Below are 23100 nucleotides of genomic sequence, written 5' to 3'. Positions count from 1 at the left end.
TTGGATTTCAAAAGGATTTATTTTGAAATAAGTAATTTCTGAGAGTTCGTTTTATTGTCGGTTTTAATTTCAACAATATAACTTCCCTGAATAAGATTTTGAGTATTTAGTTTTATATTTTGACGGCCGCTTTCTAAAGTTTCGGATTTTTCCAAAACTGTTTTTCCGGACATATCAATTATTCTCACAGAAACAGAGCCTCTCGCTGATAGATTTGTTTGAACATCTACATAGGCTTTGGCTGGGTTAGGAACTAATTTGTAGTCATTATTTGTGGCAAGTTCTGCTTTGCCAATTGCTTTAATGTCGATTTGAGGGGGTGTATTCGCTGTATTAATTTCTTTTGAGGGTACGCTGGCTTTCGAATAACAGAAAGTAAAGCATCGTGTACATAGTGTTAATTTTCCTTGTTTTTCGGTTACGCATATGGTGTAAGTACCAGAATTGGCATACGTATGTGTTAACGCTGATAAAGTATACGCCGATGATGTTCCATCACCCCAGGTTACTGTATAGGTACTTCCAGGGCTGGATGGTGTAGATACTAAAATTGGATTATTAAGCGTTAACTTTACAGATGCTGTATTGGTGTTGCTACCAAATATAGTCTCTAATTTAAAATCAGCAGAACATCCATCGCATGATTTAATACAGATATTATCGTACCATACCCTCTCACCAATATTGGAAGTATAGTCAGGAGTGATCATTGCAGCGGTAGAATTATTCATAACATTATTGAATTCTGTCCATACTCCCCCTGCTATGCTCCATGTTCCTTCTGCATTACTTGGAAAGGCTGAGGCTGTAGCATTAGCTATTGGAGCACGTACGCGAACCCAGCCGCTATTTGGAGTTACCGTAATATTGGCAGTAAATGTTATGATCTTATCACCTGCCATAATATGAATAGCAGGGTGGATAGGAGCTCCAAAGTTCCCGTCTTTTTCGAGATAAAAATCAAAATACAGGCATTGACCCAAAAAGCGTTGACCTAAATTTTTAAAATCAGTGGTATTGATAAAAAATGAACCCCCCGACTGATCTTCTAAGGCGAGATATTGGGAATTGTCAAATGTATTAGGGCTGCCGCTTGAAGCAAGAACATTTCCGTTGGGATATGGAGCAGTATTCCAATTTCCCTGGGGATTGGTGGTGCTGTTGAAATCGGAACAGGGACTTTGTGCTTTAAATAAAAGAGATCCGAGTAATAGATAGATTAAAAAAAAATATATTCTTGTCATTATATAATATTGATTTTATAAATCAAAAACCAAGAAAAACTTTAGTATTAATAATTTGTGTATTGAGCTCCTGATAAAAGTATAACGATATTAATTATCATAATATATTGATTTAATAAGTGTTCTTATTTCATTAGTAAGTGTAATGTAACTTCCCTTAATTGTGACTAATTGAGTGCTTTTTGAACGAAATTGAGTATTTTTAGATATATAAATCTCCCCACTAAATTATTTAATGGAGAGATCTGTATTCTAAAAGAACTATTTAACCTAAAGTAAAAGGAGTATGGCTAGTAAGCAGGAATAGATGACTATGCTATTTATAAAAAATCTGACATCCCTTGTAATTATTCCATATGTTCAATTTTATTTAGAAAATCATTTTTCTTACGTACTGAGACATCCAAAACAGAATTATCCGTCATAATAACCTGACCACCTTTTCCTTTTATATATTCTTTTAAATGACTGAGATTAATAAGGTGTTTATGATGTATTCTGAAAAAATTATAATCCGCTAGAAATTCTTCAAATTCATGCAGCGTTTTAGATACTATAATCTTCGTCTTATCACTCATATAAAAAGTTGTATAGCTGGAATCGGCTTCGCAACGTACAATATCAGTAATATTAGTTAATTTAAAACCCTGCAAAGTAGGAAGGCTGATTTTATTTTGATTAATTGCTGTTGTGGAGCTTTTATTTTTTTTATTGATTTCTAAAGCCTTATTAACAGCCATAATAAAATCCATCTTTTTTATCGGTTTCAGGAGATAATCTGTGGCACCGTTTTTTATAGCCTGAATTGCAAAATGCTCAAAAGCAGTTATAAAAATGATCTGAGAATTGATTTCTCTAAACTTTGAGAGCAGGTCGAATGCCGTCCCATCTTTTAACTGAATATCTAAAAACAGTATGTCCGGAGCATTCTTTATAAGATTAATATATGCTTCTTCTACGCTTGAAGCCTGAAATGAAATCTGAATATCCGGAAATTCATTCTTAAGCAAAAGAGAAATATAATCTCTTCCGTCTTGTTCGTCATCAATGATGCAGACTTGTACTTTCGTTTTCATAAGGAGTCATGTATAGTTTTATTTGTGTACCTGATTTTTGCTCTTTTTCAAAAAGATCATTGAGTTCTAAAGTTATATTAGTCTCAAAAAGCTGCCTGAATGTTTCAATTCTTTTTTGAGATAATTTTACACCAAAAGAATTGGCCTTTGCAGTAGATTCTGGTTTGCTTCCTATTCCGATACCATTGTCTTCGATTGTAATGCAAAGTAATGAATCAACATAGTCAAATAGGATATGAATAAATCCTTTTCTGTCTTTTAAACTGGAGATTCCATGCTTTATAGCATTCTCAACAAAAGGCTGAATCAAAAGGGAAGGAATGATCCAATTTTCATTTACGGTATTGGAAACTATTATCTTATAATCAAACTGCTCTTTTAGCCGGAGTTTTTCCATATGTAAATAAAGTGAAAGATACTCGGTTTCTTCTTTAATCGGCATAAAAGTTTTTTCTGAATAATGCAGTGTTTTTCTGATCATTTGAGAGAAAATGTCTAAATAATTTTCTGTCTCAACATAATCTTTTTTATATAATAAAAACTGAATGGAATTAAGGCAGTTGTAAATGAAATGGGGATTTATTTGTGCCTTAATAGCCTGTAGCTCAAGCTCGGCAATTTTCTTTTCATAATACAGTGTTTCCAGTTTTTTGTTTCGTTTCCTTTGAAAGTATAATGTGATTAATGAAAAAATTGAGGAACCGATAATGATGATCACTAAAAGTTTAAACCACCAGGTCTGCCAGAATTTGGGATTAATTTCAAAACTAAGATCGGTAGAAGAGTAAGACTGCTTTCCATTATAACCCAGTCCGAAAACTTTAAAAGTATATTTTCCCGGTGGAAGGGCATTGAATGTAATTTTAGATGAATTACTGATTTGCCACTCATCATTCAGACCCTCAACTTTATATTTGTAGCTTACCTTTCCCTGAGAAGTATAATCGAGAAAACTTACGTCAAAAGTCACCGTATTTTCTGGGGTCTGACCTATAATTTTACGATTGAGATTAAATATTTCCCGATCTCCAATCGTAACAGAATTAACGATTACTTTCTTATTGATAAATTTTGGTTGTGCCAGCAGGTTGTTAATAGGGAGAATGGCTAAACCTTTTGATGTTCCTGCAAAAATAGTGTCGTCTCTTATTACGCATCCAGCGACTACATTAGATGGGAGTCCGTCTGTCTGGGTGAAATTGTTGATCTTAATATGGGCTCCTTTTATTTCAACCCTGCTTAATCCTGAATTGGTACTGGCCCAGAAAATATTTTCGTTTTCAACTTCGATCTTTTTTATCTGATCAGTAGATAAGCCGTTTTTTTCAGTTATTCTTCGTATAATTTTTTTATTGTTGAAAAACACAATGCCATTAAGGTTGGTAGATCCTACATATATGTTGGATTTGAGCTTTTTAATGTCTGTGAAATAATACCCTTCCAGAAATAAGATCTTCTTTTTTGTTTTAACATTCAGCTTATATAAATCTTTAAAGTCACCTACAAAAATACTGTCTTTGTCGTAGGATAAGGCGTTGTAAGTCCTTTCATTAAGCAACTTAAATTTACGATGAGTAGTAAAATTATAAACTGTAAGGCTTTCAGAAGAACAAATAAGTACAGAATCATCAGTGTAAGGCAAAATACTCTTTAAACTGTAATCTCCCAGATGATTTATTTTGTGGGTAAGCGTATTGTATTGAATAACACTTAGATTAAATCCGAAAATAATCATATTTCCTTTTGAAAATATACTTTTAGTTTCTGTTTTTCTGTTTTTTTCAAGGACAAGATCCTTTATAGTATTGGATTTTAAAATACCACTTTTTGCTTCATTATATCCTAAAACAATATTTTTGCCATTTTTTCCTATAGCCGTTATGAAAGATGAGTTATTTTTTACAGGCAAATGAATGTAATTATTGAAAAACTTTTCTGTAATAAAATAAATGCCGTTATTTTTTGTTGAAAACCAAACGTTATTATCCCGGTCTATCATAATATGATTCATGACAAAGTCATCCATAAGCTTTAAAGGATGGGAAAGATTCCCCTCCTGCAACGTCTGTTTATAATAAATGACACCCCCTTTATCCAGACAAAGCCAAAGTCTGTAATTCTTGTCTATAACAAGTTGATGAATCTTTTCACGAATAGAAAAAGACTGAATTTTTTTTAAATAATATTTATTACTTCTCTTATAAATTTCCACCTTATTATTAAGGTTTGCAACAAAATAATCCCCCCTTCTATAGATAGTCATTTTAGGCATTGAAACACTACAAAGTGTTTTCTTTTTGGTGAGAATGTTATAAGCGACTATCTTATCACGATCGTTAGTTACATAAAGTAAGTGATTGGCAGTGTCGTAAGAGAATGCAAAATATTTGTCCATTAATGGCAGACCCTTATCTATAAATAGTGGAATCGCTTTTACCTTTCCATGTCTGTATAGAAAAATTTCTTTGGGATTGTCATAATTGTATGTGAAAAGTGAATCTCCACTGCTATAACTTGATGATATATGAGTAAGCTTTTTAAGCTCTTTATTGTAATCTGAGTTGATAACTTTTCCATCTTTTAGATAAGCGAAATCAGTTAAATAAGGCATAATGAAATTTTCTCCGTTAGACAGAGGGTTACACCCCAAAACATCAATGTTCTTAAGTCCGTTTTTTTTACTGAACTGCTTGAATTCCCTTCCGTCAAATCTGAACAGTCCATTGTCACTACCAATCCAGATAAAGCCCTTGTTATCCTGATTGATCGTATAGGTAGTGGAACTATTCAGTCCATCCTCTTCACTATAATTTACCAATCCCGGGATCTGGCTAAAAGAGATAAAAGGAAAGAATAGTATTAATAAAAATATAGAGAAATCACATAGGTTTTTCACTTAATATTGAATAATGGCGTAAATATAAAATTTGCTTGACAATAATGCAATACATATTAGATAATATTATTAAAAAATGAATTAGAAAAATTCGGATAATTTTGATCATTTTCGTACTTTTGTATGTTTGCTGAAATAACTTATGTCACAAGAAATAAATCCAATCTATTCTGAAGATAATATCAGAACCCTCGATTGGCAGGAACATATTCGTTTGCGCCCCGGTATGTATATCGGAAAGCTCGGAGATGGTTCTTCTGCTGATGATGGTATTTACATTTTGCTTAAAGAAATTCTCGACAACTCTATTGATGAGTTCAGAATGAAATCAGGTAAGAGAATTGAAATAAAAGTAGATGACGGTAAGGTAACTGTCCGTGATTTTGGACGTGGGATTCCATTAGGAAAAGTTGTGGATGCAGTGTCCAAAATGAATACCGGAGGTAAATACGATAGCAAAGCTTTCAAAAAATCTGTTGGTTTAAATGGTGTTGGTACCAAAGCAGTAAATGCACTTTCTGAATATTTTAAAGTAAGGTCTTTTCGTGAAGGAAAGATGAAGATAGCAGAATTTTCGCGAGGAATTATTTCGGAAAATCACGATGAAAAGGATACTTCAGATCGAAATGGTACTGAAATTTCGTTTGTTCCAGATGGAGAGATATTTCTTCATTTCAAATACAGAAAAGAGTATATCGAAAGAATGCTCAGAAACTATGCGTATCTGAATCCGGGACTTAAAATTATCTTTAACGGGGAAACCTATTATTCAGAAAATGGTCTTAAAGATTTATTGGAAGAAGAATTGGAAGGCGAAATTCTTTATCCGATCGTTCATTTAATGGAGGAGGATATTGAACTTGCTATTACCCATTCGGACAGATCACAGACTGAAACTTATTTTTCATTCGTAAACGGTCAGAATACGACTCAGGGTGGTACCCATCTTAATGCTTTCCGTGAGGCATATGTAAAAACAATACGTGAGTTTTTTAATAAAAATTTCGATGCATCAGATATTAGAAAGTCTATTATTGCAGCAATTTCCATTAATGTAGAAGAACCTGTTTTTGAATCTCAGACAAAAACTAAATTAGGTTCCAATGATATGGGACCGAATGGTCCGACAGTAAGAACGTTTATTATTGATTTTTTAAAAAGTAAACTTGATAACTTCCTGCATAGAAACCCTGAGATTGCAGAGGCAATTCAACGGAAAATTTTAATTTCAGAAAGAGAAAGAAAAGAACTTTCAGGAATTCAGAAACTGGCCAGAGAAAGAGCAAAAAAAGTATCGCTTCACAATAAAAAGCTTCGTGATTGCAGACAACACTATAATGATCAAAAAGCAGAAAGAAAAGGAGATACACAGATCTTCATTACTGAGGGAGATTCAGCATCCGGATCAATTACTAAATCAAGAGATGTTGAAACCCAAGCCGTTTTTTCATTAAAAGGGAAACCATTGAACTGTTATGGCTTAACAAAAAAAGTAGTGTATGAAAATGAAGAATTTAATTTATTACAAGCTGCTTTAAATATTGAAGAGAGTCTTGAAGACTTAAGATATAACCATGTTATCATTGCAACCGATGCCGATGTTGATGGGATGCATATCCGTCTTTTAATGATTACATTCTTTTTACAGTTTTTCCCCGACTTGATTAAGAATGGACATCTTTATATTCTTCAAACCCCATTATTCAGGGTCAGAAATAAAAAAGAGACAAGATATTGCTACAGTGAAATGGAGCGGGTAAAAGCCTTAAATGAATTAGGAAAGAACCCGGAAATTACCCGATTTAAAGGATTGGGAGAGATTTCACCTGATGAATTTAAACACTTTATAGGCAAAGATATTCGTCTTGAACCTGTAGTCGTTGGAAAAGATCAGACCATTGAACAGCTTTTAGAATTTTATATGGGTAAAAATACACCGGACAGACAGGTTTTTATTCTTGAAAATCTAGTGGTAGAAGATGGCGATATTGATAGCAGAGAAATTATAAACGAAGTAGAAAGTTAAAATGATCCCTCCAAAAACTTTCTAACCAAAATTAAGATAACCTAAAAAGAAACAGACTTTAACGAAAACACAAATACTAATGAGATTAAGTAACCGCAATAAGGCGCCGGGTTATAACTTTATTAATACGCTATTAATAATGATGTTAATGGGCGGAATTGTAGCCTTCTTTTTAGAAGAATATAGATTTGAAATTTTAGGGTCAGAAAGCTATTTATTAATCATTATCCCATTGATGATGCTATGTGCTTTCTACCTTACAGGAAGACAGATCTTTGAATACGATAGCGATGGAGAAGCTCTCAATTTCAAGAACCGGAATATCCTTCCATTTTTGAGTAAACCGTTGAGTGATGAGTTTCCAAAGTATAAATTAATAAAATATGAAATAGTAAATCTACTTTTTATAAAAAGACTATATGTCACCATTTCAAGTAAGAATACAGGTTCAACAATGTTGAAGTATGAAATTTCTTATTTAACGACAAAAGAAGTAAACGATTTAAAATTTTCTTTAAATAAAGTAGTAAAAGCTAATAACGAGAAAAAACGTTAAAACAAATAATGACAGAAGAAAATTCGCATGAAGGTGAGAGCTTAAAGAAAGTTTCCGGACTTTATAAAGACTGGTTTCTGGACTATGCTTCTTACGTGATTTTAGATAGAGCAATTCCATCAGTTTATGATGGATTAAAGCCGGTTCAAAGAAGGATTATGCATTCCATGCGGGAGCTGGAAGACGGACGTTATAATAAGGTAGCTAATATTGTAGGGAATACCATGAAATATCACCCACATGGTGATGCATCAATTACAGATGCAATGGTACAGATCGGGCAGAAAGAACTTCTGATAGATACCCAGGGAAACTGGGGTAACGTTTTTACTGGAGATTCTGCAGCTGCTGCCAGATATATTGAAGCAAGATTAACCCCTTTTGCTCTTGAAGTTGTTTTCAATCCTAAAACCACAGAATGGTCTAAATCATATGACGGCAGAAATAATGAACCCATTGATTTGCCGGTAAAATTTCCTTTGCTTTTGACACAAGGGGTAGAAGGTATCGGGGTAGGACTGTCGACCAAAATACTTCCACATAACTTTAATGAACTGATCAATGCTTCTGTTGCTCATCTTAAAGGTAAAAAGTTCGAGTTGTTTCCAGATTTCCTGACAGCAGGATACTTGGATGTTTCGGAATATAATGATGGACATAGAGGTGGAAAAGTAAGAACAAGAGCCAGAATAATACAGACAGATAAACATACATTAGTTATTTCTGAACTTCCTTTTTCTAAAACGACAAGCGACCTGATAGATTCTATCTTAAAAGCCAATGAAAAAGGAAAGATCAAGATCAAAAAAATTGAAGATAATACTTCAGATACAGTAGAAATTCTGATCCATTTGCATAATGATGTATCGCCAGATAAAACAATTGATGCTTTATATGCTTTTACAGACTGTCAGGTTACAATTTCTCCCAATGCATGTGTAATTGTAGGAGATAAACCAATGTTCCTGAATGTTTCCGAAATTTTAAGAATGAATACGGAACATACGGTTTCGTTATTAAAAAAGGAACTGGAGATCGAGCTTCATGAATTGCAGGAAAGCTGGCATTTTTCTTCACTGGAAAGGATCTTTATTGAAAATAGGATCTATCACGATATTGAAGAAGTAGAAACCTGGGAAGATGTTATAAAAACGATTGATATAGGTTTAAAACCTCATACAAAACATCTTTTAAGGGTGGTAACTGAAGAAGATATTTTAAAATTAACCGAGATCAGGATCAAGAGAATTTCAAGATTTGATTTAGATAAATTTAAAGAAAACATTGCAGCTCTTGAGGGTAAGATAGAGTTGGTAAAGCATAATTTAGCCAATCTTATTGCTTATGCAATTGAATATTATTTAAATATTCAGAAAAAATACGGTAAAGACAGACAGAGAAGAACAGAACTTAGGATTTTTGATACTATTGATGCGACTAAAGTGGCTGTGGCTAATGAAAAATTCTATGTCAACCGTGAAGAAGGGTTTATTGGAACATCATTAAGAAAGGATGAATATTTGTTCGACTGTTCGGATATTGATGATATCATTACCTTCAGAAAAGACGGAAGCATGAAGATCGTTAAAGTGGAGGCTAAAACATTTATAGGGAAAGACCTTTTACACGTTGCGATCTGGAAGAAAAATGATAAAAGGACGGTTTATAATATGATCTATCGTGAAGGTAAAGAAGGACCATATTATATGAAACGTTTCTCTGTAACAGGAGTAACGAGAAATACCGATTATCCATTGGCTTCAGATAAAAAAGGTTCGGAGATGCTTTACTTTTCTGCAAATCCAAATGGAGAGGCAGAAACAGTTACAGTCCTTTTGAAACCGAATCCAAGAATCAGAAAAAATAAAATGGATATCGATTTCTCTGAATTAGCGATTAAAGGACGTGATTCTAAAGGAAATCTGGTAACCAAATATTCAGTTAAAAAGGTAGATCTTAAGGAAGAGGGTATTTCTACGCTGGCTCCAAGAAGGATCTGGTTTGATGACACGGTAAGAAGATTAAATGCTGATGGAAGAGGAACTTTATTAGGAAGCTTTAAAGGGGATGATAAAATCTTAACGATCAATTCTAATGGTGAAGCGAAATTAGTAAGTTTTGACCTTGGAAACCGCTTTGATGATGAGTATCTGATTTTAGAGAAGTGGCGACCACAACAACCTGTAACCTGTATTTATTACGATGGTGAAAAGGATATGTATTTCATTAAGAGATTTTTATTGGAAAATAATACCAATCCACAGAATTTCATGCCATCGGAACATAGCAAGTCATTTGTTGAAAATGTGATTGTGGCAAATGGATCTACGGCGGAAATTGTTTTTGCTAAGGAAAAAGGAAAAGAACGTGATCCTGAAACAGTGAATATAGACGAATTTATAATGGTGAAGGGTATAAAAGCGATAGGAAATCAATTCACCAAGTTTAAGGTAAAAGCGATCAATGTTGTCTTACCTGAAATCGAAGAGGAAGAGCCTGAAGTATATGAAGAACCGGAACCTACAGAAGGGATTGATGAAGATGGAGGTATCATCGGAGACCTGTTTGAGAGTGATGATAGTGAAAATTAAACATTAAAAATTATTATGAGTATAGTTGTCTTAATCATTATAGCTGTTACATGTATCATAAGCTACATGGGACTTAATAATGTGAGTTTATTTGAAAAATATAAATTTAATGTTGCTGCAATCGCAAACCGAAAGGAATACATTAGATTAGTAAGCTCTGCTTTTTTACATGCAGATTTTATGCACTTGTTTTTCAATATGTTATCTCTGTACTTTTTTCAGGGGGCAGTAATTAGCTTCTTTGGGGAAATAGGCTTTTTAGTCATTTATTTTGGCTCGATGCTTCTTGGTAATTTATTTAGTCTTTTAATTTATAAGAATCAACCCTGGTATTCTGCTATTGGAGCTTCGGGTGCGGTTTCAGGAATTATTTTTGCAGCTATTGCAATGGCTCCGAATGAAATTAGTGTGAACTTTTTACCAGGTTGGCTTTTTGGAACATTATATTTCGGTTATTCTGTTTATATGATGTTAAATCCAAAGCAATGGGATAATTTAGGACATTCAGCTCATCTGGGAGGTGCATTTTTTGGTTTAGTATATGCTATTTTACTACATCCGGACTTGGCAATGAGCAATATACTTTATCTTGGAATAATGTCGCTTCCATTGGCCTATTTAAGCTATGAAATTTTTATAAGGAAAAGAATAGGATAAAAAAGTTATCTTTATATAAAATATCAAAACCAATGAACACAATTGAGTTAAATCGTTTTATCGTTATACTTATATATGGTTCATTGGTTTTGCTTTCTCTACTAAAACTAACCAATCCACTTAAAGTTAACACTAAAGCCAACCGTTGGTTTGGGATATTTCTTTTTTTGTGGTCAACTTTTTGGCTGGATGAAATTTGTTCATTAGTTAAAGGATCTGAGGTAGAATTTCATTCAATTCTCATTGTTCAGTTTATCCAGTTTCTGACACCCATTATGTTTTATTTCAGTGTCTTATTTTTTTCTAATCCCTCCTTTAAATTTAAGATTTCGGATGTAAAATATGCCATCCTCCCCATTATCTTCCTTGCTAATTTATTGTTACAGCGGTTTGGAAATTTTGAGGACCAAAGATTATTTGGATATGTATTTATAGGGCTGATCTTATTTCAGGCACTGTTCTATACAGGTCTTTCCTATGTTACCATCAGAAAACATCAAAAACGGATTCAGCAGTTTTCCTCAAATACAGAAGGGATTAATCTCAATTGGCTGGAGTATATCATTCTCATTATTTTTATCATCAATATTATATATGTTATTTATAATCTTTCCTACAATTCAACATCGCTGAATGCTTTCATTAATATGGCTTTCTTACTGGTTGTTTATTTTGTAGCCTTTTATTCTTTAAAACAAAAGGAAATTTATCCGGTTGAAGAGAAACAGCGTGAAGAGCTGATATCAATTAATACTGAAGATGAAAACGAAGAGGTAAAACGGAAGTTAATTTCTGATGATGAATTATTAAGAATCAAAACAGAGCTTGAAAAGGTAATGGAAAAAGAAAAGCTTTATCTCGATAGTGAACTTAATTTAATTAAACTGTCGGAGCAGCTTTCTGTTTCTACGCATCATTTATCTTATGTGATCAATACGGGATTTCAAAAGAACTTTTTCCAGTTTGTCAATGAATACAGAATTGACCACGCTAAAAAGCTTTTAAAAAATAACAGCGCAAACAAGCTTTCCATTTTGGGAATTGCGTACGAGTCAGGATTCAATTCCAAGACATCTTTTAACACTACTTTCAAAAAATTCACAGATAAGACTCCTTCAGAGTTCAAAAAATAAGTTCAGGTTTATAAATTTTAACTTCCATTGTTTTTAATTGGTTGATTTTTAATTGTTTATATATTTGTTCAAAATGTGTTCATGCATATAATCTGGAACAGAAAAAGTGCTTGATGAAGATACATTTGTACCATAATTTTTTGTTATGGATACCAAAGAATCATTTGCTGTAGTAACAGGAGCAAGCCAGGGATTAGGTAAAGCCTTCGTCGAACATCTTGCTAGGAAGAAGATTAATGTCATTCTTATTAGCCTACCCAATCAGAACGTAAAGGAGCTTAGTGAAAGAATTGCTGACAGCTATGAAGTAAAAACACATTACTATGAGATTGATCTTTCTTCGAATGAAAATGTATTGAATCTTACAGAAGAGCTAAACAGATCTTTTAATATTCATATTCTGATCAATAATGCAGGATTAGGAGGAACACAAAAATTTGTGGATGCTACACCCGATTACATCAATACCATTCTACAGGTTAATGTTATGGCTACATCGATGATGACCCATCAACTGTTACCTAATTTATTGAAACAGCCTAAGGCTTATATTTTAAATGTTTCCAGTATGGCCGCATTCTCACCTATTGGTTTTAAAACGGTGTATCCTGCTTCCAAAACATTTATTCATTCATTTTCAAGAGGTTTGCATGAGGAGTTGAAAGACACCAACGTTTTTGTAAGTGTTGTAAACCCGGGAGCGATGAAAACAAATATAGATGTTTGCAAGAGAATTGAAAAACAGGGTTTTTTAGGGAAATTAACTTTATTAGATCCCAATAAAGTAGCTGCACGTTGCGTTAATCAATTATTCAAAAGGGATTCTGTGATCATGGTAAATCCAATAAGCTGGCTTGTTATGAAAATTTTGCCTATCTGGATCAAATTACCGTTGATGACAAATGCAATTAAAAAAGAAATAGAAGCATGAAAAAAGTTTTTGTGACCGGAATTACAGGACTTCTAGGAACTAATGTTGTTATAAAATTATTAAAAGATGGTTATTTTGTTATTGCTTTGGTGCGCAAGAAAAGCAGCTATTTGGGTGAAAAGAACGAGAACCTGAAGCTTGTTGAAGGGGATTTATTTTCTGATATTTCTTCATTTCTTCCGGAAATAGACAGCTTTATCCATATTGCCGCAGAAACCCGTCAGAATCTTATTCATTACAAAGATTATAAGAGGGTGAATTATGATGGAGTAGTAAATTTGTTTACACAGGCACAAGCTTGTGGTGTAAAAAGATTTGTCTTTATTAGTTCAGCTAATACTCTGGGGTATGGAAGCGAGAAAACCCCTGGAGATGAAAAGAACCCTCAACGTTATCCTTTTACAAAATCGATGTATGCTCAAAGCAAGCTGGAGGCAGAGGATTATTTGTTGCAACATACTGAAAGTACAAATGTCATTATTCTTAATCCTACTTTTATGATAGGGGCATATGATCATAAGCCCAGTTCTGGAAAAATCATCTTTTGGGCCTGGAAGAAGAAAGTAATTTTTTACCCTAAAGGCGGAAAAAATTTTGTTCATGCAAAAGATGTAGCCTATGGAGTTGTAAAAGCTATGGAACGAGGAAAAAGCGGTGAAAAATACCTTTTAGCCAATGAAAACCTAAAATATAAAGATTTTTTTAAAAAAGTAAACCATATTACCAATCAGAAAACAGTTATGATCCCAATTCCTGATACAATTCTGAGTATTCTAGGCTATATAGGAGATGGATTGAGAAAAATGAATATAAAAACGAACCTCTGTACTTCCAATATGAAAGCTCTGCAGGTTCATAATTACTATTCCAATCGGAAATCAATAGAAGAATTGAGGATTCATTATCAGCTTGTAGGCAAAGCGCTACAAGATGCTATCGAATATTTTAGGCTAATGAAAATAGATTGATTTTTAGGGTTGAGCTAAAGTCAATCTGAATTGATACAATTGCTCTTTAATAAAAATCATCCTAAAGAATCGGCTTTAGGATGATGTGTTTCTTGTTAATTCTTACTCGGTTTTTATTTTTTGAGTTACATTTTTATTCGAAATAACGCAGGATTTACTGCAGTTGTTAGAATTTGAGATGTTGACTTGTATCAATCCAGGCATTGATCTGTAGTCTTCCTGATTATAAGGAATCTCAGTTCCGTCTCTGCCTCCACCTTTAATATCATATCTTATCTGAGCAACTCCGGTAAACCCGTCAGCTGGTTTGAAAGAAAGTTTTCCCGTAGAGGGATAATAGGTCCAGGTACCTTCATTGTTAGTGTAAACTCCACCCACAATATTTGGAATGACATTACCATTAATGTCCAAAAACCGGAACGAGTTGAAATCAATATTATCATAAGAAGCCGTAGGAGGGTTTTGCCCATTTTTTTTAGAATAAGCGGCGTCATTTAATAATGGCGAGTATATCGATTTTATTTTAGGACATCCTTCAAATAAATCATCTGTTACTTCAGCTGCATAAGGTTTACTTACGCCCAAATTTTTTAATAAATGTATATTTTTAGCAGCACCTGTTGAGGCTGCAAATCCAATTCTGAAAGTAGCAGGAGGAGAAGTATCCAATGTTCTTACCTGATTATTTTGCATGGCATTCTCCGTATATTTTAAAGACGTTGGATAATAATAATTGTCAACGATTTTCTCTTTAACATTACCATGTTGAATTTCTAAGGTAATATTATAACCACCTGAAGGATTAGGGACTAACGTTACATATGCTTTACGGAATCTTACATCCGTATCACTTTGAGGAATTGAGTTTCCACCACTTTCTATGTTGAACTGGCTAAAGTTTGGATTTTTAATACCTACATGCTTGCCGGTTTGAACATCCAAGTATACTGAACGGTTATTACTAGAAGACGCCACATTGGTCGCTGTGCTGTACAATAATGGATACCCATTGTATCCGGCGGGCTCAGCTGATGAAAGGTATTGATTTCCACGTTTACCTCTCAAAGTTATATTACTGCGCCATCCGGCTATTGATACATCGGTAAGCCCATTCCTTGTTCTGTCACCCTGAAGAAATCTGCTTTTAAAATTTCCAAATTCATCCAGACCAATTCCCAAATAAGCCCCTCTCAGCCCTTCTAAATTTCCTCCCCATCTCGAAGTTCTCATAACATGAGTATACCCTAATCCACCTCCGTAAGACCCAATATTGAGCTGTTCTTTAGGAATTGATCCATCGATTAAAAATATAGAGATACCATCTCCTCCATTGGAGCCTCCACCATAGATTACATATTCAAATTCAAATTTTATTCCTTGATCACTTTTAAATATTCTGTCGGCCAATATAACTCCACCAGAGATATTATTCATGCTTCTGGTCAGGCGTAAGCCATCGGTAGTAAAAGTTGCATCATTTTGAACACCACTTGTCGTTACTTTATAAGCTTCCTGAGGTTGTAATCCTTGGGTAAAGCTCACGAAATACGGATAACCTGTTCCTTGTTCGTTTTGAGCTCTGATATTTTGAGAAAAAATGAACAATAGAGAAATAAATAAAAGCTTATTGTATACTGAAATTGAGATATTTTTCATCATAACTCAATTATTTTACTACAAAAACAATATTAATAAAAGAGCAATCTGTTGCTGCTGCTCTTACATCATACGTCATGACACCTGTGTCCGCGATGGAGATGTTACTAAATACATTGGAATCGGCATCAGTTACATAATAGTAAAGGTCTTTATTAGACGGGAAAAAGGGAATAGATGCTGGTGCACTAGTACTTTTTGCTTTCGGAGACCCAAATTGATTCTTGTATAATGTATATAAATCCTTTGTTTGAGCATTGGCATTTTTGGAAGTATCAAAGGAAACACTTGGCATGTAAAACATTTTAACAGCATTACCACTGATACATAACCAATCTGGACTTGTAGGGGTACCGATATTCTGGCTTAAACATTTTTTGTCAGTATCATAAATTAGCAGTGAATTGGCCGGACTTGCAATGGCATTTCTTTGAGCAGTCGTGAGTCTGGGAATTAACACTCCTCGATTTTGACTGTAAATATCCAGAGCAGCACTGTTATCAGGATTAGGTGTGTTAATCCCAACCTGGGCTTGGCAAAATAAAGCAATAAATAAAAAAGCGAAGGATAAGAAATGATTTTTCATCATAGTGTAATTTATTTTTTGTTAAGGTTTGTGATCTATGAAATAATTTGTGTTTTATATATCAGTTTCTTTTAATAAAATAGCTTTGAATGGCAGAAAAAATCTACAACAGTTAGTTTTACTGCATAATATGATTTAATCTACGCCATACAAAAGTTGCTGTAGGAATTATAAGAACTTCTAAGAAGAGATTCTGTAAAATTCCGTTAAAAAAGAGTGAAAAAAATGTGAGTTAAAAGCCTTAATATGATGATATCAATATTGTCCGGCTGGTAAATAACTAAAATTCATACTTCTTGTGTTTGTTGCAAATATAGGAATAAATTACTTTAATCCCCTGTCTTTCAGATGTGAATTTTTATTTGGCTTAAATTTTAAATTAAAAATAATTTTATGATTTAAATTATTATTTATATTATCTATTTAATAGATTATTTCTAATATATGGAGTAGTAACGTTCTGAAATACTTTCATTTAGTGAAAAATGAAAATAAAAAATCCATAAAATAATTTTATGGGAATATTTGAATAAATTAATCTTTATTGATCCTTTAAACTAAAGAAAAATTATTTATTTTGAAAAATTTTCTAATGCTTCTTCAAGCACAGCTACAAAATTAATATGTCTTGTTTTGTTACTTTCAAAAATAAAATCTTTAATGCTTTTACTTTCATATTTTTTAAAATCTCCAATAATGGCTAACGGCATTCTGTAATTAGAAAATTTTTGGAGTATATCACCTGCAATTTTTGTTTTAAGATCAAAAAAATCCGGTGTCATATTTTTTTCATAAATGATTAATCTGTCGAACCCCTGATAGTAAATATTTCCTAAGAGATCCAGACTGTCTTGAGCCGATTGTATAATAAGTTCATCAGTAACGATTTCTGCTATTTTTGTGTTATTAATGATATGAGTTTTAATTTCCATAGTGACTTAATTGTTTGATATCGATAACTTCATATTATCTAAAAATGCTGTAAAGGAAATGCATTTCCTTGGTTGCTAAAGGCAATGATTAAGAACGAAAGTTACTAATAAATTGTAGTATTAATTAACGAAATATTTGATGGATCTATTAATTCAAACGATAAATATGAAACAGAAAATGTACTATTTATTATTGAAATGTCTGTCACCATTAGTATTTTCAGGATCAATCAGTGATTTATTACAGTATGTTGCTGCTTCAAACTCTGTGATATTCATTGATAAGATGGGAATTTCAGGAAACATCTGATTAAATCGTTTAATGATCTGTTTTGATAGATTAGCTTTCTGCTCAATACTTCTTCCCGCCATAATATTTCCGAAAATATGAATGAAATTATTCTTTTCATCACCAAGTTTATAATATTTGAAAGGTGTAATTCTAACTTTAATATCATTTTTGGCAAAAAGCCCCGACGCTTCGGCTACTTCGTATATGGCATCCATTATTTCATGGGGAGATTTTATATTTAAAACCTCTTCTGAACAATCTATAATAAAGTGTGGCATAACGTTCGGAATTTTAATTAAAGATACGGAACTAAAAAATTCTGATTGTATTATTTTCTTCCAATAATAAACCGGTCATTCTCAGATAGATCCTTAACCAGTTGAGCTTCTGAAAAAAAAGAATAAAGTTCCAATGTCTCAGGACCAAGCTTTTGATTGATTTCTAAAAATAACATTCCATTTTCATTCAAGTGTTTTTTTGAGTCTTCTGCGATCTTCCGATAGAAGATCAAAGCATCGGAAGTAGGAGAGAAGAGCGCCATTTTAGGCTCAAACTCTTTCACAGAATCTACAATTTCAATTTCCTCTTCCATTCCAATATAAGGTGGATTTGAAATTATAATATCATAATTTTCAGTAAGTTCAAAATTCAGATAATCAACGTGGATAAAATTAATATCAAGTTGATGAAAAGCAGAATTCTTTTTTGCTGTTTCTAAAGCTTTTTCAGAAAAATCAATGGATGAAACGTTAGCTTCAGGAAAATACTTCTTTAAAACTAAAGGAATAACTCCACTTCCTGTTCCAATATCGAGAATTTTTAAATCCTGAGTATTATGTATTAAACGTTGAATTTTATCAATAGCTATTTCCAGTAATTCTTCAGTTTCAGGACGTGGTATTAAAACATTTTCATCTACAAAAAATCTCATTCCGTAAAATTCAGTTTCTCCTAAAATATGCTGATAGGGCTTATTGGTTTTTAATTCTAAAATAATTCCCTGAAGTCTTTTTTCATCATCAACCAATAACTCCTGATGTGAAAACCTTCTTTGCTGAAATGAGTCAAAACCTATAATTTTTTCAACGAAAATAGAATACAGAAATGTGCTTTCCGACTCTGTATACAGATCCTGAAGTTCGGTCTTAAAATATATCTTGAATTCTGAGATTGTCATTTATCTTGTAAAAACCAATTTTGTATCAGTTGACTTATCTTCATCTATTCTGTAGCCGTCATAATTGAAAGCTTTTACATCATTAAGTGTTTTTGCATTAGTTTCGGCACAGAATCTCACAACCAGACCTCTTGCATGTTTAGTATAGACAACAATGGTTTTTAATTTTCCTTCTTTTAACTCATAGAAATCGAAATCAATTACCTTATGATTCAGTTTCTTTCTGTCAATTACCTTTCCATATTCGTTACTGGCTAGGTGAAGTAAAATTTCATTCTTTTTCATCTCCGAATTTAATTGCTCAGTAATTTTTTCACGCCAAAACTCATAGAGATTTTTATAGTGATCAAATTCAAAATGACGACCCATTTCCAGTCTGTACAGCATTACTTTATCCGAAGGTTTTAGTAAACCATATAATCCGGAAAGCATTCTGTAGTGTTTTTGCAGATAATCTATAGCTTTTTTATCCAAAGTTTTTGCATCAAGACCTCTATAGACCTCACCTGTAAAAGCAAACATTGCAGGAGCAGACTCTTTTGGTTTTGGATTTGATTTCCATTTTTGATTTCTTTCCCAGTTTTCATCCGCCAGTTTAGGAGAGATCTCCATTAATTCGGAAAGGTATTTGGGGGATTTATGCTTTAAAAAAGATTGTATAAATTCTGCATCTTCAATGAACTTGGGAGTAGTAGATCTCAGCAAATCAGTTGAGTTTTCTACATTCATTAATTTGGCAGGTGATGTAATAATTTTCATAATGTTAAAAAGAAGATAAGTGTTTAATATCAATAAAATTCATGATCATCAAAGAGATAAAATCATACATAAAATGACAGATAATAAGGATTTTAATATTCGAATATAATTTGTAAAATATAGCAAAAACTACTCCAATAAAAAATGGAATTACGACTTGGCCTATCGTTCCATACGTGCTATGGAGAATGCCAAATAAAACAGCTGATGCCAAGACTCCTAAAATCGGGCTATGGTATATTTTCTCTACTCTAGGTTGAATGTAGCCTCTCATTAGCAATTCTTCTACAACACCTGCTGTTAGGCAAATGGAAATGATGAGAAAATAATTACCCTTAAACAAAGATTGCAATTGAATAAGCTTATTACTGATTTGTTCCCGATGTAAAGTCATAATGACAGCATTAATAAATGCTCCTCCGACCGCACAGATAAAATAAAGACAGACAACTGCTCCAATATAAAAGAATAAAGAATATCTTTTCTCTCTCCAAAGAAAGAAGGGCTCTTTTTCTATTACGGCATTATAACAAAAAATTAATGACATAATCATCCAAAGAACAATCCTACTGTAGAAAAAAACATGGGTATTAATGCTTTTAGAATCTGTGATCACATTTATCAAAGGGATTAAATAAAGCATTGCCAATGCAAGAAGCGTAAAAGCAAGGATTATTCCTAAAGAATATTTTCCATTAAGACTCATTTTAGTAAGCAATATCACCAATTAGATCATTCCTTTTCCTTGTCTTATCACTTCAGGCTCTCCGGAAGTAAGGTCAACGATCGTAGATGCTACATTATCACCATAACCGGAATCGATGACAATGTCTACTAAATGGTCGTATTTTTCAGCAATTAATTCAGGATCTGTAGAGTATTCAATTACTTCATCTTCATCTCTGATAGAGGTGGAAGCTATTGGGTGGCCTAACTTTTCAACAATAAGTTGTGGAATAGGATGGTCAGGAACACGAATACCGATGGTTTTATGTCCCTTATAGGCTAGAGGTACACTTTTATTGGCATCTAAAATAAATGTAAAAGGTCCCGGGAGATGACTTTTTAAAAATCTGAAAACAGAAGTGTCAATAGGTCTTGTAAAATCAGAAAGATGACTCAGATCATTACAAATGATCGAAAATTGTGCTTTATCAAGCTTCATTTTCTTTAATTGAGCCAGTTTTTCCATGGCTTTGATATCAAAAATATTACAGCCTAATGCATAAATAGTATCTGAAGGATAAATAATTAATCCACCGTTATTTAAGGTTTTAATGACCTCATTAATAAGATTTTCCTGAGGATTATCAGGATAAATTTTTAATATTTTTGCCATAAAACAAAGATACAAATAAATGAATAGTTTTCATAAAACTCCTTTATTTAAAAGAAAAATTAGGAATTTAAAAAAATAGTCGTACATTTGCAATCCAATATCGCGGGATGGAGCAGTAGGTAGCTCGTCGGGCTCATAACCCGAAGGTCATCGGTTCGAGTCCGGTTCCCGCTACTAAGAATAAAGTGCTTTCGGTAAGCACTCTAAAGATACACCGCGGGATGGAGCAGTAGGTAGCTCGTCGGGCTCATAACCCGAAGGTCATCGGTTCGAGTCCGGTTCCCGCTACTAAGAATAAAGTGTTTTCGGTAAGCACTCTAAAGATACACCGCGGGATGGAGCAGTAGGTAGCTCGTCGGGCTCATAACCCGAAGGTCATCGGTTCGAGTCCGGTTCCCGCTACTAAGAATAAAGTGTTTTCGGTAAACACTCTAAAGATACACCGCGGGATGGAGCAGTAGGTAGCTCGTCGGGCTCATAACCCGAAGGTCATCGGTTCGAGTCCGGTTCCCGCTACTAAAGCAAAAAGAGAATCACATTGTGGTTCTCTTTTTTGTTTGAAGTTATTTTCATCTTTATATAAAAAAAACATACAGTTTTGAAAATTATTTGCACTGAACCGGCAGGAGATTACTTTAATTTTTTCAATAGGATTTAGAACAAGTTTAGGCTTAAAATAGCCTCTTTATTATTTTTTTTGTGGCACTAATTATGGTCTTAATTCTATCATAAGGATAATTCAATAGTTTTATTTCTGAGCTATCTTTTATTATTTTAAGATTTTTAATTTTATTTTATGCAATAAGATTCCTGAAAGTATCATAATCAGATTCTTTTTGATCAATGAGTACAATTGTTTGTTGCTTTTGTTTTTTTAGTCCTGCTGATAGTGAAAGCATACGCTCATTGTCACTGTAGTTTGTACTGTAGTCAACTATTGGTTGGCTTATTTTTTTATGGCAACTTGCAAAAATTATCAAAACAACTATTGTAAAATATCTCATATAAGTGTATATAGTAAATATAGCAAAATTTTATACCATTCCAGTTCCAGCGCCTGTGCAGTTGGCTACATTATTATGTATAATGAAAGAATATAAAAGATGTTTTTTGTATTATAATTTTCTGTATTTCGTTCTGTTTACTTTCTAAATAACTCAAATAGATTTAATAACATACAGATTATTGGATGAAAAATAGAGCTTTGAAACTGTGAAAAGATCAGTTTGTCTATAAATATGTGAAAATTGAATACATATTCTTACTAAAAGTTAAAGTTTCTGATTGGGTCTAGTAAAGTAAAGTGCTAATTTTATTCATAAAGAAATTGGTATCGGCTATGACTTACTTTAAATTTCCAGATGACCTATTTCTATTACTCAAGTCATGAATATTCATTTCAATATTTGTATACTCTTTGGGAACTATATAATAACAAAATGTTTGGTGAGAATAAAAAAATAAAAAATAAATATCTGGGGTGAGGTCGAAACAGGTATAGTATTACTTTTTGGTGAAAAAAAAATCCCGCTTTAGAAGCGGGATTATATATTATTGAGCGAGTTGATTATAAGATGTTAAGTTGATGTCTTCAGCCATATTCTGCCCCAGAAACTCGGTCTTTTGACCCCCTTTCATTCTATTGGCTGCATTATTTCCGTTAAAGTACGCTTCATTTAGCTTAGTTGTAATTTCTCCTGGATTGAAATCGATCTTAGTATCTCCTTCAACACCCAGATATCCATTCTTCTTCGTTAGATACGTAATGTAGTTTTTGTAATTGATTAAAGTATTTCTCAAATACTGAGTATGATACTCCATACATTTTTTTGCTTTTTTAGAAGAATTGTTCAGAATGCAATTGTTCATATTTCCTCTGTATAAACGCCATTCAGATTCTAAAATACCATATTCCTTTCCTAATGCGATCTTTCCGTTGGTAAGAATATTATTGTCCCCTTCTTTGGTTGCTATCGCCTGTAGGTGTCCGATAACAGCTGGAACCGTTTTTTCAATTTTAGTTTTTGCTTCTTTTAAAGCGCTGAAATCTGCAGCAGGAGAACCCTTCTTTTGAGCAGTTGTCACGTTAAAAATAAGTAGTAATAGTACAATCAGTAAATTATATCTTTTCATGAGAAATTTTTAAAGCACTAAAATAAATATATTTTCTCAGTTTAAACATATTCATTTTAATTTTATTTAATAAAATTTAACAAGTTTTAAGAATTTAGATTATAATTCAATGATTTAGTATTGATAATTCAGCTGATAATGAATACGC

Annotated in this window: 19 protein-coding genes and 4 tRNA genes; 11 read left to right on the top strand and 12 right to left on the bottom strand. The window is 32.9% G+C overall.

Features of this window, described 5'->3' with window-relative positions:
- Window positions 1–17: 17 nt before the first annotated feature.
- The 3 genes from NG806_RS07085 to NG806_RS07075 all read right to left on the bottom strand — a co-directional run bounded on the left by NG806_RS07085 (window position 18) and on the right by NG806_RS07075 (window position 5216).
- Window positions 18–1244, bottom strand: a complete 1227-nt coding sequence (locus NG806_RS07085) for a T9SS type A sorting domain-containing protein (protein WP_214831354.1) — start codon at window positions 1242–1244, stop codon at window positions 18–20.
- A gap of 347 nt (window positions 1245–1591) precedes the next feature.
- Window positions 1592–2320, bottom strand: coding sequence for a LytR/AlgR family response regulator transcription factor (locus tag NG806_RS07080; RefSeq protein ID WP_261512491.1), 729 nt, complete (start codon window positions 2318–2320; stop codon window positions 1592–1594).
- Complete coding sequence (locus tag NG806_RS07075; protein WP_214831349.1) at window positions 2289–5216, bottom strand: sensor histidine kinase; 2928 nt, start codon at window positions 5214–5216, stop codon at window positions 2289–2291. Before NG806_RS07075 ends, NG806_RS07080 begins: the two co-directional genes overlap by 32 nt.
- A gap of 142 nt (window positions 5217–5358) precedes the next feature.
- On the opposite strand from NG806_RS07075, the gene NG806_RS07070 reads away from it, so the two are divergent.
- From NG806_RS07070 to NG806_RS07040, 7 genes are all read left to right on the top strand, one after another.
- Complete coding sequence (locus NG806_RS07070) at window positions 5359–7242, top strand: DNA topoisomerase IV subunit B (protein WP_214831348.1); 1884 nt, start codon at window positions 5359–5361, stop codon at window positions 7240–7242.
- A gap of 79 nt (window positions 7243–7321) precedes the next feature.
- Complete coding sequence (locus NG806_RS07065) at window positions 7322–7798, top strand: hypothetical protein (protein ID WP_214831346.1); 477 nt, start codon at window positions 7322–7324, stop codon at window positions 7796–7798.
- Between the two features lie 8 nt (window positions 7799–7806).
- Window positions 7807–10389 carry a DNA gyrase/topoisomerase IV subunit A gene (locus NG806_RS07060; RefSeq protein ID WP_261512489.1) on the top strand — a complete coding sequence of 861 codons (2583 nt, stop codon included), beginning with the start codon at window positions 7807–7809 and terminating at the stop codon, window positions 10387–10389.
- 15 nt (window positions 10390–10404) lie between these two features.
- Entirely contained in the window at window positions 10405–11046 is a 642-nt protein-coding gene (locus NG806_RS07055; protein ID WP_214831343.1) for a rhomboid family intramembrane serine protease, read from the top strand.
- A 32-nt stretch (window positions 11047–11078) separates the two neighbouring features.
- Window positions 11079–12179 (top strand): helix-turn-helix domain-containing protein, encoded by a 1101-nt coding sequence (locus NG806_RS07050; RefSeq protein WP_261512488.1) that lies wholly within the window; start codon window positions 11079–11081, stop codon window positions 12177–12179.
- Between the two features lie 145 nt (window positions 12180–12324).
- Window positions 12325–13110 (top strand): SDR family NAD(P)-dependent oxidoreductase, encoded by a 786-nt coding sequence (locus NG806_RS07045; protein WP_214831340.1) that lies wholly within the window; start codon window positions 12325–12327, stop codon window positions 13108–13110.
- The gene (locus tag NG806_RS07040; protein WP_261512487.1) at window positions 13107–14078 is read left to right on the top strand and encodes an NAD-dependent epimerase/dehydratase family protein; all 972 of its coding nucleotides are present in this window, start codon (window positions 13107–13109) and stop codon (window positions 14076–14078) included. The genes NG806_RS07045 and NG806_RS07040 overlap by 4 nt, the downstream gene beginning before the upstream one ends.
- 102 nt (window positions 14079–14180) lie before the next feature.
- Here the strand turns inward: NG806_RS07040 and NG806_RS07035 are convergent, their stop codons facing one another.
- From NG806_RS07035 to NG806_RS07000, 8 genes are all read right to left on the bottom strand, one after another.
- A complete protein-coding gene (locus NG806_RS07035) occupies window positions 14181–15737 on the bottom strand; it encodes a lectin-like domain-containing protein (protein ID WP_261512486.1) in 1557 nt (518 codons plus the stop codon).
- A 7-nt stretch (window positions 15738–15744) separates the two neighbouring features.
- Window positions 15745–16323, bottom strand: coding sequence for a hypothetical protein (locus NG806_RS07030; RefSeq protein WP_261512485.1), 579 nt, complete (start codon window positions 16321–16323; stop codon window positions 15745–15747).
- A 569-nt stretch (window positions 16324–16892) separates the two neighbouring features.
- Window positions 16893–17252, bottom strand: a complete 360-nt coding sequence (locus tag NG806_RS07025; RefSeq protein WP_261512483.1) for a DUF4180 domain-containing protein — start codon at window positions 17250–17252, stop codon at window positions 16893–16895.
- A gap of 183 nt (window positions 17253–17435) precedes the next feature.
- Window positions 17436–17822 carry a 5-carboxymethyl-2-hydroxymuconate Delta-isomerase gene (locus tag NG806_RS07020; protein ID WP_261512481.1) on the bottom strand — a complete coding sequence of 129 codons (387 nt, stop codon included), beginning with the start codon at window positions 17820–17822 and terminating at the stop codon, window positions 17436–17438.
- 50 nt (window positions 17823–17872) lie between these two features.
- Window positions 17873–18721 (bottom strand): peptide chain release factor N(5)-glutamine methyltransferase, encoded by an 849-nt coding sequence (prmC, locus tag NG806_RS07015; RefSeq protein ID WP_261512480.1) that lies wholly within the window; start codon window positions 18719–18721, stop codon window positions 17873–17875.
- A complete protein-coding gene (yaaA, locus tag NG806_RS07010) occupies window positions 18722–19480 on the bottom strand; it encodes a peroxide stress protein YaaA (protein WP_214831332.1) in 759 nt (252 codons plus the stop codon).
- A 4-nt stretch (window positions 19481–19484) separates the two neighbouring features.
- Complete coding sequence (locus NG806_RS07005) at window positions 19485–20186, bottom strand: CPBP family intramembrane glutamic endopeptidase (protein WP_261512479.1); 702 nt, start codon at window positions 20184–20186, stop codon at window positions 19485–19487.
- A gap of 21 nt (window positions 20187–20207) precedes the next feature.
- Window positions 20208–20819 carry an L-threonylcarbamoyladenylate synthase gene (locus NG806_RS07000; RefSeq protein ID WP_214831330.1) on the bottom strand — a complete coding sequence of 204 codons (612 nt, stop codon included), beginning with the start codon at window positions 20817–20819 and terminating at the stop codon, window positions 20208–20210.
- Window positions 20820–20920: 101 nt separating this feature from the next.
- Here NG806_RS07000 and NG806_RS06995 point away from each other — a divergent pair.
- The 4 genes from NG806_RS06995 to NG806_RS06980 all read left to right on the top strand — a co-directional run bounded on the left by NG806_RS06995 (window position 20921) and on the right by NG806_RS06980 (window position 21335).
- A tRNA-Met gene (locus tag NG806_RS06995) sits at window positions 20921–20993 on the top strand.
- Window positions 20994–21034: 41 nt separating this feature from the next.
- A tRNA-Met gene (locus tag NG806_RS06990) sits at window positions 21035–21107 on the top strand.
- 41 nt (window positions 21108–21148) lie between these two features.
- A tRNA-Met gene (locus NG806_RS06985) sits at window positions 21149–21221 on the top strand.
- 41 nt (window positions 21222–21262) lie between these two features.
- A tRNA-Met gene (locus NG806_RS06980) sits at window positions 21263–21335 on the top strand.
- 1035 nt (window positions 21336–22370) lie between these two features.
- Here NG806_RS06980 and NG806_RS06975 read toward each other — a convergent pair.
- Window positions 22371–22952, bottom strand: a complete 582-nt coding sequence (locus NG806_RS06975; protein WP_261512478.1) for a hypothetical protein — start codon at window positions 22950–22952, stop codon at window positions 22371–22373.
- Window positions 22953–23100 lie beyond the last annotated feature (148 nt).

The organism is Chryseobacterium paludis, from assembly GCF_025403485.1.
GTDB classification, from domain to species: domain Bacteria; phylum Bacteroidota; class Bacteroidia; order Flavobacteriales; family Weeksellaceae; genus Chryseobacterium; species Chryseobacterium paludis.
The sequence above is the reverse complement of the archived record's forward strand: the minus strand, read 5'-3'. Positions and strand labels throughout refer to the sequence as shown.